At 44.3% G+C, this 14,392-nt stretch carries 14 protein-coding genes; 13 read left to right on the forward strand and 1 reads right to left on the reverse strand.

The window, feature by feature from the left end:
- The first annotated feature begins 118 nt into the window (after positions 1 to 118).
- From ACJJIS_RS16680 to ACJJIS_RS16730, 11 genes are all read left to right on the forward strand, one after another.
- Positions 119 to 1,216, forward strand: a complete 1,098-nt coding sequence (locus tag ACJJIS_RS16680) for a hypothetical protein (RefSeq protein ID WP_444914524.1) — start codon at positions 119 to 121, stop codon at positions 1,214 to 1,216.
- Positions 1,217 to 1,450: 234 nt separating this feature from the next.
- Positions 1,451 to 2,287, forward strand: a complete 837-nt coding sequence (locus ACJJIS_RS16685) for a DUF2971 domain-containing protein (RefSeq protein WP_444914525.1) — start codon at positions 1,451 to 1,453, stop codon at positions 2,285 to 2,287.
- A gap of 846 nt (positions 2,288 to 3,133) precedes the next feature.
- Positions 3,134 to 3,886, forward strand: a complete 753-nt coding sequence (locus tag ACJJIS_RS16690) for a hypothetical protein (protein ID WP_444914526.1) — start codon at positions 3,134 to 3,136, stop codon at positions 3,884 to 3,886.
- A gap of 1,029 nt (positions 3,887 to 4,915) precedes the next feature.
- Positions 4,916 to 5,389 carry a helix-turn-helix domain-containing protein gene (locus ACJJIS_RS16695; protein WP_444914527.1) on the forward strand — a complete coding sequence of 158 codons (474 nt, stop codon included), beginning with the start codon at positions 4,916 to 4,918 and terminating at the stop codon, positions 5,387 to 5,389.
- An 849-nt stretch (positions 5,390 to 6,238) separates the two neighbouring features.
- Positions 6,239 to 6,727 carry a hypothetical protein gene (locus ACJJIS_RS16700; RefSeq protein ID WP_444956904.1) on the forward strand — a complete coding sequence of 163 codons (489 nt, stop codon included), beginning with the start codon at positions 6,239 to 6,241 and terminating at the stop codon, positions 6,725 to 6,727.
- 18 nt (positions 6,728 to 6,745) lie between these two features.
- Complete coding sequence (locus tag ACJJIS_RS16705) at positions 6,746 to 7,168, forward strand: GNAT family N-acetyltransferase (protein ID WP_444914530.1); 423 nt, start codon at positions 6,746 to 6,748, stop codon at positions 7,166 to 7,168.
- Between the two features lie 564 nt (positions 7,169 to 7,732).
- Positions 7,733 to 8,179 carry a GIY-YIG nuclease family protein gene (locus tag ACJJIS_RS16710; RefSeq protein ID WP_475708601.1) on the forward strand — a complete coding sequence of 149 codons (447 nt, stop codon included), beginning with the start codon at positions 7,733 to 7,735 and terminating at the stop codon, positions 8,177 to 8,179.
- 803 nt (positions 8,180 to 8,982) lie between these two features.
- Positions 8,983 to 9,459, forward strand: coding sequence for a hypothetical protein (locus ACJJIS_RS16715; RefSeq protein ID WP_444914532.1), 477 nt, complete (start codon positions 8,983 to 8,985; stop codon positions 9,457 to 9,459).
- Between the two features lie 24 nt (positions 9,460 to 9,483).
- A complete protein-coding gene (locus ACJJIS_RS16720; protein ID WP_444914533.1) occupies positions 9,484 to 10,002 on the forward strand; it encodes a hypothetical protein in 519 nt (172 codons plus the stop codon).
- A 779-nt stretch (positions 10,003 to 10,781) separates the two neighbouring features.
- Positions 10,782 to 11,195, forward strand: coding sequence for a hypothetical protein (locus ACJJIS_RS16725; RefSeq protein ID WP_475708602.1), 414 nt, complete (start codon positions 10,782 to 10,784; stop codon positions 11,193 to 11,195).
- A 135-nt stretch (positions 11,196 to 11,330) separates the two neighbouring features.
- The gene (locus ACJJIS_RS16730) at positions 11,331 to 11,729 is read left to right on the forward strand and encodes a hypothetical protein (RefSeq protein WP_475708603.1); all 399 of its coding nucleotides are present in this window, start codon (positions 11,331 to 11,333) and stop codon (positions 11,727 to 11,729) included.
- A gap of 283 nt (positions 11,730 to 12,012) precedes the next feature.
- Here the strand turns inward: ACJJIS_RS16730 and ACJJIS_RS16735 are convergent, their stop codons facing one another.
- Positions 12,013 to 12,999 (reverse strand): transposase, encoded by a 987-nt coding sequence (locus ACJJIS_RS16735; RefSeq protein ID WP_475708604.1) that lies wholly within the window; start codon positions 12,997 to 12,999, stop codon positions 12,013 to 12,015.
- Positions 13,000 to 13,321: 322 nt separating this feature from the next.
- Between ACJJIS_RS16735 and ACJJIS_RS16740 the strand changes: the two genes are divergently transcribed.
- Both ACJJIS_RS16740 and ACJJIS_RS16745 read left to right on the forward strand, forming a co-directional pair.
- Entirely contained in the window at positions 13,322 to 13,756 is a 435-nt protein-coding gene (locus ACJJIS_RS16740) for a hypothetical protein (RefSeq protein ID WP_475708605.1), read from the forward strand.
- Positions 13,757 to 13,838: 82 nt separating this feature from the next.
- Entirely contained in the window at positions 13,839 to 14,183 is a 345-nt protein-coding gene (locus tag ACJJIS_RS16745; protein ID WP_444902079.1) for a hypothetical protein, read from the forward strand.
- Positions 14,184 to 14,392 lie beyond the last annotated feature (209 nt).

The following is a 14,392-nucleotide window of genomic DNA, read 5'->3' on the forward strand; positions in this document are numbered from 1 at the left end:
CGGCGTGCATAACAAGCAGCTGCAATCTGACTCCGCAACTTGTCACGCTTTTGTTACAAAAATCCCGCCAGCTTGCTACACCGTTGAGCTGGACGTTATACCCTAAGAAGAAAGCTCCGTGAAAAGATATAAATTCCTAGATGAAAGGAAGTTTCGTTACCTATGTCAGGGGCTTACCCTAGACAAAAGAGATTTGGCTGTTTTAGATAATTCGTTAGTAGGGTTAGATAAGATAAACAAACTTCCTTCTAGAATTGTGTCGCACAATCAGAAGCATGGATTTAGCAAGTCCTTCGTAGAGGTTGGTCCCCAAATAATCGTCAATCTAAATAAAATGCACTCTCCGGAAAAAGGGCCTTTTGTTATGGCTCCGGTGGTAAAAGAGAACAACATATTAGATAAAGCTCCTTCATTACACATCAATTTAAATAGCCTCTCTCTTGATATTCCTCAGCGTGTAGAAATCCCTTTAAGGTTTGTGTTAAAAGGTCTTCCTAAACTTGAAGGAACACATATGGTTTACCTCCATGTGCTGAAAATGGAGGATGGGGTAAATTATGTATATTACGGAATTACAAAAAGAGGCTGGATGAAAAGGTTTAATGAGCATATGTCTAGCTCATTAAAAAACGAATCTAATTTGCTATTCCATAGAACTCTGAGAGAAGGGATTCTAGGTAGGTTAACTCAATTGTATGGGGAATCAAGTACCCGTGGCCAATCTAAAGAGTTCGTAGAAAAAATACTGGTAGGTAATCATCATGTTGTGTGTGGGGCAGGGCTTTCAGAAGAGAAAGCTCTTGAAACAGAGGAATATCTTGTTAATAAATATAGTTTTTCACATAACAATGGGCTAAACATGATACCCGGAGGAAGAGAGGGTATCGCTTACCTACATAAGCATAATTTGCTATCGAAAAACAAATCCATACTAACCGATGCTGAAAAAGATAACATAATCAGTAAATATCTAAGAGAAAACCCTCGGAAAGGGTTGCCTAATCTCGCTATTTCAGAACACTGGAATAATCCAGATTATGCTGCAAAAGTTATTTGCGGAAGAGCTGGTAGATTAACTGTCGAACAGGTTGGTGTAATTCGAGAGGCCGCACTAGATGGACGGTCCATCGAAGAAATTAAAAAAATTATTAACGGTAAAAGTAGTGAGCAAATAAGAAATATTATTCAGGGAAAAACATACAAACGGATAGAATAATGCATAACAATGGCGGCTGAGAGGGACTTGCCTTCTGCGGTGTTCGTTTGTGACTGAATGCCACAAGCCTTTGCCCTGATTGGAGAGAGCAATTCTCCGAGAAAGTGGAAGAGAGATGGAAGCTAATCTCTGCATACTATTTATATATCGGAGTACAACTAAAAACAAAACCAAAAAAGGCAATGCGACGCATGAATGTGCTTACTTTTGACGTTTGGCAAAGAGTTCGTTTTAATGAAGTACTATAAATACATTTCTGATTGGCGTGCTTTGCCCTATTTACTCAAGGGATCAATAAAGTTTACACCAATTAGTGAGCTAAATGATCCTTCAGAGCTTACCTCTAACATAATAAGAGAGGATGTTATGGCGTCTCTCGATCGTTTGCGTGAGAGAGGCTACTCTGATGAGGATCTTCATTGCTTGCAACAGCAAGGAGTCTTGTTGAGTAAGTTGTCACCGGGGTCGCAAGCCGTTCCAACGCCAAAAACAAAAGAACAAGCGACACAACTGATACGTTCGTCGTTTTACGAGCGTGTCGATCTGCTTGAAACATTACTAGAAAATACAACGAACGAAATATCTAGTAAAGTTGGCATATTTTGTGTTTCCAAGCGGTTTGATTCATTACCCATGTGGGCACACTATGCTAATAATGCGAACGGCTTAGTTGTTGAATTTAAAAATTTAGATAGTATTTTTACTGGCGATGATACCGGCATACTAAATCAACTCGTAGACGTTAAGTACGAGCGTGAATTTTATGGCGTCACCTTTGATCCAAGATCACATGAAGCACTCTTTTTTTACAAATTTAGCGATTGGTCGTATGAAAAAGAAGTTCGTGTAGTACTTCCTTTAGCTAGTTGTAGCTCATCGAAGTTCGAAAATCACACAATTTACACTATGAATATACCGGTCACATGTATTTCAAGAGTTTTTCTTGGTTGGAATATGAAAGGTTCAGAAATTGATAAAGCCAGGGATGTTGTTAATACGAATGAAAGTAAAATATCTTTGAGTTCGACAAAATTCAATAAAGGAAAAATCACAATTGACGTAAGTGCCTAGCGGTAGTTTCTAACTACCGCCCCCCCCATAGTGCAAGTCCGCAATGAGCGGTTCCCTATCCGTAATGAATCTCTACCCAACAATAGTGTTGAGCAGCTTTTCATTTGAGCTGAGTGTCATGGCAGTGCGCCACCTCAATTTTATATCCGACTGGGAACATATCGGTAAGCTAGTCCTGTCTCTTAAGTCATGGATTTAGGTTCAGGCCTCCACCATGTCCAAGGTATTAACCTAGGCATTAGGCTACTATGCCGTCGGCTGAGTTCTGCTTAATCATCTTGATCATTACTGACCAAAACACAACTGTGTTCCACCACTTTTATCTATCCCCGCAATGATGGCTAGTAGGTTAGGCCTACTTATGAGTCAGCAGCCACACTGACAGCTTCACAGCAGCTAGCTAGACAGATCTCCCCAGATAAGAACGTGAACTTTCGCTACACAGCTGTATCATTGACTCTACCCATTAGATCACTCGGCTTCGCTGTCCTTGGCTACCTCGCCTCCAGGCTAAGCCTTATAGGATGTTTCTATTTGTCAGCTCGTAGTTTTGCAAGCGACTTCCTCCCCACAAGACTTCGCAGTGTTGCAGTTGCCATTCGCCAATAGTTAGCATTTAATGGTATCCATTAAATGGTGATCCTCCTACATTGGACTTTCACCCTACTAGTCCACGCCTATGCTGGGCGTACCAAGCGCATGTTGACGGACTGAATTTCCGCTATGCTCCAAGCCAGCCTTAATACGGGCGTTAGGTGGTACACCTTATTTAGGTCGCGTAAAAACTCTGAAATTGAGAAACATATGAGTAGATGTTGGGCTAATTCCCTCGGTGATTGTGACACTATGTCTGGCGAGCATATTTTCAGTAATGCCATTTTTAAAGCAGGTTGTTCTTGCCCAATTATCGTTGATGGAGTTAAGAGAATTCGGGGCGGCGCTCCGACTTATGGTGCAGAAAAATCAAATATCTTGTGCCGTCACCACAATTCAATCTTGAGTCCACTTGACAACGTTGCCGGGAAGATTGCTTCATTTCAAGCACAATCAAATGAAAAAGAATTTGAGGAAAACCTTTATATAGAAGGTGAGCTACTAGAGCGGTGGCTATTGAAAACTGTAATTAACATGGCGGCTGCGGGCTGGGCTGGCTCTGAAAAATGGCTTCCATCACCTGAAATAGTAGAGGCAATATTTGGTATGCGCGATATTCCAAACGGTTACGGCCTGTACAGTGTAGATGGCATAGATCCAAATCATCGGCCATCTGGCGGCGTAAGTTGTATCCCTATCCACTTACCTACCCCCCATGAAGTAATATTGGCCGGGGCATATGTAAGCGTTCATGGGATGCCGTTATTTGCATCGTTCCATGATGATTTAGCCCAAAGGCTAGAACAGGGTGCTATTCCAGGTCTTTTACCACATTTTTCAGAGGATGGCTTAAAGCACCTATACCACCCAGGCGCCATCGTTATATCGCGAAAAAAAGGAAAGCCTGTTTTTATTGGGTTAAGCTGGAACGGGTTACTGAAATTTGCAGATGGTAGTACAGCGACCTTCCCGCATACCGGGCAACAAAGCAATGAATCCACCTAAATCGTGTGGCGGTAGCTTCTAGCTACCGGCCCCCACACCACCCATAGTGCAAGTCCGCAATGAGCGGCTCCCTATTCGTAATGAATCTATAACCCACTATAGTGTCGAGTAGCTATTCATTTGAGGTGAATGTCATGGCAGTGCGCTACCTCAGTTTTATCCGACTGGAAACATATCGGTAGGCTAGCTCTGTCGTTTAGCTCGTGGATTTAGGTTCAGGCCTTCATCGTATCCAAGGCATTAATCTTGGCATTAGGCTACTATGCCATCGGCTGACTTCGGTTTAATCACCTCGGCCATTGCTGACCGAGGCGCTGCTGTGTTCCGCCACTTTTTTTATCCTCGCGATAGTGGCTAACGGCTTGAGCCAACTTATGAGTCAGCGGCCACACCGACAACTTCACAGCAGCAAGCTAAACAGATCTCCCCAGTTAAGAGCGTGAACTTTCACCACACAACTGCATCATTGACTCTACCCGCTAGATCATCCAGCTTCGGTGTCCTTGGCCACCTCGCCTCCAGACTAAGCCTTATAGGATGTTTCTGTTCGCCAGCTCGTAGTTTTGCCAGCGGCTTCCTCCCCACAAGACCTCGCGGTCCTGCAGTTGCCATTCGCTAATAGTTAGAATCCATTCAGCGGTGATCTTGCTAAAGGGGGGACATTCACCCCATTAGTCCACACCCATGCTCGGCGTAGTTTTGCCGCAGCGTTCCAACACACTCCGCTGGAGCTCGTGAAGAAAAGACAATCGCACAAATCCAGGCTCCGGCATTGGGCGCGTACTAAAGCCGTTTAGGCTATCCAAGTATCTAGACCGGGAGAAATTTCAATCTCCCTCCGGTAGATATGTTTTTCTCCCAGGTGGGAGATACAAGCTTCTCCCAAATAAGTACAACCATTAACACATACTCACAGTAACACACACCAATATTACAAATAGCCCCCTAGAACAAAATTTCTCCCCCTTATACTTGGCCATTGCCATGAATCTATAGATACTAGAGGCATGCTGAATAGGAGGACTTTTTATGGGCACAAAAGAAAAACCGCCAACGCTTAAAGCTAACGAGCAAAAGTGGGGCAAAGAAAATATAGATGCGGGGTGGACGCTGATCCCAAATGCATTGCTAGTACATCAATCCACATTGGGACTCACTCCAATGGATTTGAATATCATCCTGCAAATAGCTCGCTATTGGTGGGAGCCTGGAAATCACCCGTTCCCAGCAAAACAAACGATCGCTGACTGTATAGGCGTTACGCCAAGAACAATACAGAAGCGTATCCAAGAAATGGAAAAAGCGGAGTTTATCGAGCGGATTGAGCGGCGGGAAAGTAAAACTGGCAGCAAAACCAATATATACCGGTTGTCACCTCTCATAGAGGTATTACTGCCCTATTCAAAAGACATGATCACTCAACGTGATAAGCGTAGAAAAGAGGATAAAACTAGGCCAACTATGCGCGGTAAGCCAAAATTAAAAGTGGTAGGTGACAAATGATAGAGCAAGTCATCAAACTAATAGAAACTGCAAAGTCCATAGATTCAGGCTTAGCAGCTGTCATGGTAGTTGGTTTAGGTTTTGTAGTCTTAATTTTGGTATTAGCAAAATGATACATGCGTATAAATCGGGTAGCCGGTAGTTTCTAGCTACCGGCCCCCACATCACCCATCATGTGGGTCCGCAATAGGCGGTTCCCTTTCCGCTATGAATCTCTCCCTAGCAATAGGGTCGAACAGCTCTTCATTTGAGTTGAGTGTCATGGCAGTGCGCCACCTCAACTTTATCCGACTGGAAACATATCGGTACGCTAGCCCTGTCTTTTAACTCGTGGATTTAGGTTCAGGCCTTCACCCTGTCCAAGGTATTAGTCTTGGCATTAGGCTACTATGCCGTCAGCTGACTTCTGTTTAATCACCTTGGTCATTACTGGCCGGGGCGCTGCCGTGCCCCACCACTTTTTTCTATCCCTGCGATGGTGGCTAGTGGTCTGGGCCTACTTATGAGTCAGCGGCCACGCTGACAGCTTCGCAGCAGCAAGCTAAACAGATCTCCCCAGATAAGAACATGAACTTTCACTACACAACTGCATCATTGACTCTACCCGTTAGACCACCCGGCTTCGATGTCCTTAGACATCTCGCTTCCAGTCTAAGCCTTATATTATGTTTCTGTCCGTCAGCTCATAGCTTTACTAGCTGCTTTCTCCCCAAAAAGCCTCGTGGTATTGCAGTTGCTATTCGCTAATAGTTAGCATTTAATGAAGCCCATTAAATGGTGATCTTCCTACAGGAAACTTTCACCCCATTAGTTCACGCCCATGTTGGGCTCATCAAGTAAAGGCACCCGATGTCAAAACCGCTGCTTCGCTCTGGTTTTGCCACAGGTGCTTTAGGCGTTAGAGGTAAGGAGTTTCAAATGAGGGCCATTTTATTAATAACCATTCTTTTTCTTGGTGCTTGCGAAGTATCCACTTCAAAGAATTATACTATTCAAGTTGAGGGAGGCCAGAATCATGAGGAGAACCTCAAGGCCGCCCCTGTCATAGCAAACCTTGTCTGGAATGGCAATTTACATCATCAAATTCAAAAAGAAGTTGTAGAGCTCCAAGATCAAGATTTAAGTAATCTTTTAGGTCTTCGTTCCAAAAATGTGTCTTTTAGTTCTGGTGAAAAAGGCGTTTTTATTCAATGCATATTTAAATCTTCATTCAATGACGAGGTGGGCGATAAAGTAATTGAGATTTGTAGAAAAGAAGTGGAAGCTCAAATTGCTGACCACTTCACTTCCAACAAGTCAAATCATTCGGACGCCACTGTCGCGACGCCCGGTGTTTGAGACGTTATGACTTGACCAATGATACAATTTATTAAAACCAAAGACTTGGATAAATCTGCAAAACTTACTCTTGCCAACATGCAGGAGTACTATGACATGTATGGCGTAGACTGGACTTTATCAGATGTACGCAGTGCAATTGAAAATCTTGAGAATTATGATGTAGTGAATGATGATGGAGTTTTTGGGATTGTTAGACTCTCATTTGAAAACAATCGCTGTCAACTACGAGATATTCAAGTTGTATCTAATCAACAAAACAAAGGGTTAGGCGCTTTAGTTATCTCTAAAGTAACCGAGCTTGCAAGGCAAAAAAATCTAGGGTTCATTGATCTACGAGTATTTAAACGTAGTCCAGCATATAGACTTTATGGTCGCCTAGGGTTTGTCATAGAAAACGAAGATGATAGATTTTACCAAATGACGCTTACAGTCATATAAATCGGGTAGCCGGTGGTTTCTAGCCACCGGCCCCCACACCCGCCATTGTGCAGATCTGCAATGGGCGGTTCCTATCCGTAATCTCTGCCCAACGATAGTGTCGAGCAGCGCTTCACTTGAGTTGAGTGTCATGGCAGTGCGCTACTTCTGAATCAGCGACCACGCTGACAGCTTCACAGCAGCAAGCTAAACAGATCTCCCCAGATAAGAACGTGAACTCTCAATACACAACTGAATCATTGACTCTAGCCGCTAGACCACCCGGCTTCGCTGTCCCTGGCCACCTCGCCTCCAGGCTAAGCCTTATAGGATGTTTCTATTTTCCAGCGCGTAGTTTTGCTAGCCGCTCCCCCCCACAAGACCTCTCAGTATTGCAGTTGCCATTCGCCAGTAGTTAGCATTTAATGGAATCCATTAAATGGTGATCTTCCTACAGAGGGCTTTCATCCCATTAGTCCACGCCAATGCTGGGCGTAGCAAGTAAAGGCACCCGACGTCAAAACCTCCGCCTCGCGCTATACCCGCGTGTGTTGCGAACATTTATCCAGCTTAAACGGAGAATTAATGGAAATCCGCTTTGATCAAATTAACGAAGAGGTGCCAACTGATCCGGGGTATTATGAAATATACACAACTAAAGGCACTCTGTTAAAGGTGGGGATCGCTAAAAACCTTAAGAAAAGACTGATGCAGCATGCTCGCTCAAAACAGAGCGCACTAAAAATTGTACATCGGGCAGATGAATCATGTCCAAAAATCTTTCTTTCCAAAGATATAGAATCAAAACAATCAATATTGGCAAAGCATCTATTCTTCGATTCGAAAATAACAAATGATTATGCAGACAGGGGCTATAATTTAAAAACAGAAGTCGGTAGGTGTTCATTCCTTAATGAATGTTGCCGTTTGAAATTTACAGTTACTGAAAGCCGAGAGGAAGCTAAAATAAATGAGAAAAGATTAGGAGCTAGCGGAAAGTATCGTTATGTTGGGAAAGTTGTCCAGCGGTAAATCACGTAGCCGGTAGTAGCTACCGCCCCCCACATCACCCATCGTATAAGTCCGAAATGGGCGGCTCCCTATCCGTAATGAGTTTCTACCCAACGATAGTGTCGAGCAGCTCTTCATTTGAGTTTAATGTCATAGCAGTGCTCTACCTCAACTTTATATCCGATTGGAAACATATCGGTAAGCTAGCCCTGTCGTTTCACTTGTGGATTTTGGCTTCAGGCCTTCACCATGTCCAAGGTATTAATCTTGGTATTAGGCTTCTACACCACCGGCTGACTTCTGTTTAACCACCCTCGTCATTACTGACCGAGGCACTGCTATGTCCCACCACTTTTTTATCTATCCCCGCGACGGTGACTAGCGGGCTGGGCCTACTTATGAGTCAACGGCCATGCTGGCAGCCTCACAGCAGCAAGCTAAATAGGTCTCCCCAGATAAGAACGTGAACTATCACTACACAACTGCATCATTGACTCTACCCGTTAGATCACCCAGCCTCGGTGACCTTGGCCACCTCGCCTCCAAGCTAAGCCTTCTAGGGTGTTTCTGTTCATCAGCTCGTATTTTGCTAGCGGCCCCCTCCCCACAAGACCTCCCAGTGTTGAAGTTGCCATTCGCCAGTAGTTAGCATTTAATAGAATCCATTAAATGGTGATCTTCCTACAGAGGACTTTCACCCCATTAGTTCACGCCCATGCTGGGCGTACCAAGGCCAGGCACAATCGCCCCTTCTGGGCTGGACCGCCGCTGCTTCAAAGCTCCGGCCTGTGCTGGCGGGCGTTATATGAATACGAGGAATCATCATGGATAAGAAAGATATTGATAGAAAGGATCAACTTGTAAGGGAGATTCTTGCTGATTGGGGTGAAGCACTCTTAGAGGTTGGAAAAGATATTTCAGTACGCGATGTACTAAAGCAGGAGTTAAGGGTTGCAACCCCGACCTTAAGAATATTCATAACAGTTAAGACTTTTGAAGAAAGAGCTGAGTATTATCGCTCTCATGGCAACTACGAGGAGTTAAAAGAGAAGCTAGCAGAGGCAAAAAATACTCTAAAAAAACAAATAGAACTAGGCTCCATTTTTATGAGAAATGGATTTCATTATAAAATTGATGGTGAGACCATCGAAATGAGCTCAGAAAGGCTTAATAATGAAAGCTTAGCCGGGGCTCTTAATAATGTGAAAGCAGAAATGGATAGCCAAACAGAAGATGACCTAAATTCAGAGTTTAGTAGCTTGCTTAAAGGTATCGAAATGTTTGCTGAGGTTTATAATTAATCAATTTTAATAATAGGAATTGTTTTGTCTGAAGAAGCCGGAAAGTTTGTATTAAAAGCACCTAAGGAGCTTTTGGTAAAGCTTGTAGAGCTAAATGGGGAGGACTTAACAGAGGTCCTAAAAGAGCTTTTTTCGTACTCTGGTGTAGAGTCAAAAACATACAAGCGCGAGAGCTATAGATTCGATAAGTCGGAGTTAATAGGCGACTATCTAATCGCAACATATGGACAGGCCTGCTGTGAATGGAGTTACATTGCTAATGCTCTTCTAAAACAAGGTAAAGGTATCGAAGTCTACGCTAGTTGTAATTGCTACGATGAGTGTAGCTACGAATACTACGCATTAGATGAAAAAGGTACAAAAGTGGCATTTTCTTTACCCTTAGAGAATGCAGACGAGATTGTACAAGAAGATGAAGACTTCATTGAGCGAGTATCACAAAAAGCGAAACAGTGGAGCTCCATGATTCCAGAGCAAGTCAAGCAAGGGGCTCCAGAGTTTGATGAAGTACAACTTGATGAGTTCTTAAGTTACTGCGAGTAATCATATAAATCGGGTAACCGGTAGTTTCTAGCTACCGGCCCCCACACAACCCATCGTGCGAGTGCGCAATGGGCGGCTCCCTATCCGCAATGAATCTCCACCCAACGATAGAGCCGAGCAGTTCTTCATTTGAGTTGAGTGTCATGGCAGTGCGCCACCTCAACTTTATCCAACTGGAAACATATCGGTAAGCTAGCCCTGTCTTTGAACTCATCGAGTTTGGGTTCAGGCCTTCACCCTATCCAAGGTATTAATCTAGGCATTTGGCTACTATGCCGTCGGCTGACTTCTGCTTAATCTTCTTGGCCATTACTAACCGAGACTCTGCTGTGTCCCACCATTTTTGTCTACCCTACGATGGTGGCTAGCGGGCTGGGCCTACTTTTAAGTCAGCGGCCACGCCAACAACTTCACAGCAGTAAGCTAAACAGATCTCCCCAGATAAGAATGTGAACTTTCACTACACAGCTGCATCATTGACTCTACTCGTTAGATCACCCGGCCTCGGTGTCCTTTGCCACCTCGCCTCAAGGCTTGACCTTATAGGATGTTTCGGTCCGTCAGCTCATAGCTTTACTAGCCGTTTCCTCCCCCAAGACCTCACGGTATTGCAGTTGCCATTCGCTAGTAGTTAGAATTTAATGTACCCCATTAAACGGTGGTCTTCCTATAGGGGACTTTCACCCCACTAGTCCACGCCCATGCTGGGCGTACCAAGGCGTTGTTACTAGCTGTAGCTACGCCTCCGCTGGACTGTAAAACTTGGCGTTAGCTTCTCTATGAACAAAGTATTGTTATTATCCATTCTTCTAGCGCTGGGAGTTGAAACGAGTGCTACTGAGGATATGCGGTGCTCTAATGTCGAATCAGAGCAGAAAATGGAAGCTCTGGTTCAATTGAAGGCTCAGGTTCTAACTTATAAAGAAAAACACGGATTTTTTCCGGATAGTATGGAATCAGGGTCTCCCATATTTAGTAAAAATTTATCGCCAGTACTTAGAGATACAAATATTTGGATTGCAAATAAAGACGAAATTATCCAAGCAGAAACAGAATTGGTTTCTAGTTGTTATTTGGAGAAAAAAGACTGTCAGACATATAAATCGCACTTTTGTCATCTTTCATTAGAATCGGAAAATGGATCATGCCGAATGAAAGTACATCGACTTTTTGTTCTAAATTGTGGCAAATAAGCTAAATGGTGATCCTCCTACAGGGGGCTTTACTCCATTAGCCCACGCTCATGCAGGGGGTACTAAGGCGAAGCACGATAGCCAGCAAAGCTGGCTGGACCTACATTCGGTAGCTTTATAACTCATGAGGGCTCTGTGACCTACATAAAGTACTTGTTTGTAATTTTGTTTCCTTGGTTAGCTTTTTTCGTAGGAAACATGATTTATGGCTCTTCGCATGTGATGTTTCATCATCCCTGCGAACAATCAGAATATGGATGCTGGCCTATGGATTCTACAAGTTTTGCTATTAAAGGGGCGTTGTTTGGTATCTTTATAGGCTTGGCAAATTTGTCGTCCTCTCAGCTTAAAGTATCATTGGTGTCGGCATTAGCGTTGTTGGCTTTGATTACCGTCAGGCTGGGTGCTGTTCAAATGGAGGGTATTCTGTCTGTAGTGTTGGGCGGGTATTATTGGTTAAGTTTATTTGTCCCATTATTATTTAGTGCAGTGTTTTTTTACCTAGGTTCAAAGTATGTGTCAGGTAAGTTATAACCATGCCAAGTACGATCACCGAAAAATCTGGCTGGACCTACACTCCGCAGCTTCGCTGCTCCATTTCGGTTTGTGTTGGCGACGTTAGAAAGAAGATCTAGGACAGCCAAAGACTGGGAGGTGGTGCCGGCAATAAAACTACCTCCCTCTCTGGCGGCTCTTTCTCTTTGGTTTACAGGTAAAGGAGATTAAATACTTGGAATTGGTCTTCAGGCTATTGGGATCGCTGTTTTTCGATCAAAGGGCGGTAATCGTGCTGTTGAGTACTTGAGGACGGGGTAGATTAGCAGGGTGTAGCTGAGAGGAGGCGCCGACAGTCGCTTATACCGTGTACCCAGCGTTTATTGAGTTGCGTACAAGCTTGTTGTACCGCCTCTGCAGACCCCACCAAGCCTTTAAGGCGGCTTTCAAAATTCCGGCTGAGATAGAGCCAGTACTTGGGTGAAATACCGAGCCGCTCCAGAATAGGCGGCGTGTTTTCGGCAATACAACCTCGTTTTCTGGGGTCTAAATGCCGGCCGCTCCAGTCCACTAGCTCCAAATAGTGATCCAGCTGGAAAGGTAGCCCTTTCGGCATATTCAAACGCTCACCGCCGACAAACGGAAGGAGATTTTTGGGCTGCTTACCTGAGACTGCCGCACGAATACGCTGTTGAATCGAAGTGTAATCAGACTCTTCAGGTGTCTTGGCAATATTGGCACGGATGGGGTTAAGGTCTACATAGGCCATACAGGCGGCGAGTGCTCTTTCATCCAGTAAAGCCTGAGACTTAAACCGGCCTTCCCAAAAACGGCCGGTACAGTTGTCTTCAGCATTGGCCTGGCGGGCGATAGATTCGTTTAAACAGCGCATAAACCAGCTGATATCCATTAGACGCTCCCGCCATAGGGAAACGACCTCTTTTAGCCTGTCTTCCTCAGCGTGATCGAGAGTATCGCCCTGAAGATAGCGCTGAGATAAGCTGGAAGCCTTGAATAGCTTTTGCCAGCGAGTAATTACCTCTGTAAGAGACCACTTGTTAGCCGATTTTGTGTCGATATAGAGCACTATATGGTAGTGATTACTCATTACTGCATAGGCGGCAATATCTAGCGCAAACACCTCGGCTAACTTATGCATACGGCTTTCAATCCATTCGCGCCGATGCTCGTAATCTTTTCCGGATTCAGTATCTCTGCCACAGAGAAATGCACGCCGTACACAGCGGGAGACACAGTGATAGTACGGTGTTGCATCAAGAGATATCTGGGTGCTTCGCGGTAGAGTCATCGGCTGCACGCGCATTTATCTGTATAAACATACAGCATTTTGTGGGATTTCAATCTTTTGTCAATAGGGATGGCGGTTTATACTTTCTATTTGGTGGGTGTCCAGGATTAACACCGTCCCACAAACCTCACGATGTTGCAGTTGCCATTCTCTGGTAGTTGGCATTTAATGCAGTCATTAAGTGGTGATCTTCCTACAGGGGATTTTACCCCATTAGCTCACGCCCATGCTGGGCGCACCATGCGCAGGCTGGCGGGCCAGTTATCCGATCGTTCCTCACTACAAACTGCTCATAGCTATGGGCGTTATGCTAGGTAGGGTCTTGAAGAAATCTTACAGTTACAGCCCTGCAAATGGGAAAGAACAACCCGATGGAGAATACTCTATTGTGGTTTCCGATGGTACACGTAAATTAGTGTTGCCGGGAGATGAACTGCGCCATGAATATTCATATGGTGATCTTACTCTGCTGATTTCTAATTATGATTATTACGATGGTGTAAGTTATTGGTATAGCCTGCTTGGTAAAAATGGCAGCATCATAGATCGTGTTTCAACACCAGATAGATTCGGATTTATTGAAGAGCTCACAGTCGAAGGTGAAGACCTCTTGGAGTTCGGCATCTTTGATAGTAATGAGCGCTGGCGGCTACGTATTTGCGAACTTGGCTTCAGGTCTTTCTCTTGGGAGGCCATTTTTCAGAGGGAGCCTAAATTTTGGTTTCGTCGGCATTACCTAAAACTAGAAAAGGTATAACAAGGCATTTCACACGTTCCGGCAGTCAAAGCTGTGCTTTGCCTACCGGGTAAAAATGGCACTCGGCGTTCAAGGAAGAGCAATGAAGGTAGCTATCATATTAGTACTAGCAATAATTGGTAATCCTGCTTGGGGTAATAGCCTCAATACAGTCGAAAAAATACAGAAGAGTATTTCTGCAAATCTTTCGCAAGGCGACAGTCAGCAAGTAATTGAAGAATACTTAGCTTCAACCAACATTGCGCACTCTTATGACAAGCATTATTTTAGGTATCAAGCCATCGTACGAGAAAATGAGGCTGACTGTAAATTTGAATCTATATTTCTTTGGCTACTCTATGACTGCACCATTCAAATATATATCAACTTAAACGAGCAAGGAGGCTACAAAGATCATGAGGTTTACCAAAGTTATTCTGGCTTGTAGTGCCACAAATAGGACACCCATGAATCATGCCCAGCTACATGATTGACTCTAGCCGCTAGATCACTCGGCTTAGGTGCCCTTAGCCACCTCGCCACCTCGCCACCTCGCCACCAAGCTAAGCCTTGTAGGATGTTTCTGTTCGTCAGTTCGTAGTTTGCTAGCGACTTCTGATCCTCCCCACAAGATCTCACGGTGTTGCAGTTGCCATT

This window comes from Microbulbifer maximicatervae (SeqCode), from assembly GCF_056231245.1.

Bases quoted from the DNA above. Each gene is read 5' to 3' on its own strand.
- ACJJIS_RS16745 (WP_444902079.1), top strand. From the start codon at position 13,839: ATGAAGGTAGCTATCATATTAGTACTAGCAATAATTGGTAATCCTGCT.
- ACJJIS_RS16710 (WP_475708601.1), top strand. From the start codon at position 7,733: ATGGAAATCCGCTTTGATCAAATTAACGAAGAGGTGCCAACTGATCCG.
- ACJJIS_RS16725 (WP_475708602.1), top strand. From the start codon at position 10,782: ATGAACAAAGTATTGTTATTATCCATTCTTCTAGCGCTGGGAGTTGAA.
- ACJJIS_RS16690 (WP_444914526.1), top strand. From the start codon at position 3,134: ATGTCTGGCGAGCATATTTTCAGTAATGCCATTTTTAAAGCAGGTTGT.
- ACJJIS_RS16735 (WP_475708604.1), bottom strand. From the start codon at position 12,999: ATGACTCTACCGCGAAGCACCCAGATATCTCTTGATGCAACACCGTAC.
- ACJJIS_RS16700 (WP_444956904.1), top strand. From the start codon at position 6,239: ATGTCAAAACCGCTGCTTCGCTCTGGTTTTGCCACAGGTGCTTTAGGC.
- ACJJIS_RS16705 (WP_444914530.1), top strand. From the start codon at position 6,746: ATGATACAATTTATTAAAACCAAAGACTTGGATAAATCTGCAAAACTT.
- ACJJIS_RS16715 (WP_444914532.1), top strand. From the start codon at position 8,983: ATGGATAAGAAAGATATTGATAGAAAGGATCAACTTGTAAGGGAGATT.
- ACJJIS_RS16695 (WP_444914527.1), top strand. From the start codon at position 4,916: ATGGGCACAAAAGAAAAACCGCCAACGCTTAAAGCTAACGAGCAAAAG.
- ACJJIS_RS16685 (WP_444914525.1), top strand. From the start codon at position 1,451: ATGAAGTACTATAAATACATTTCTGATTGGCGTGCTTTGCCCTATTTA.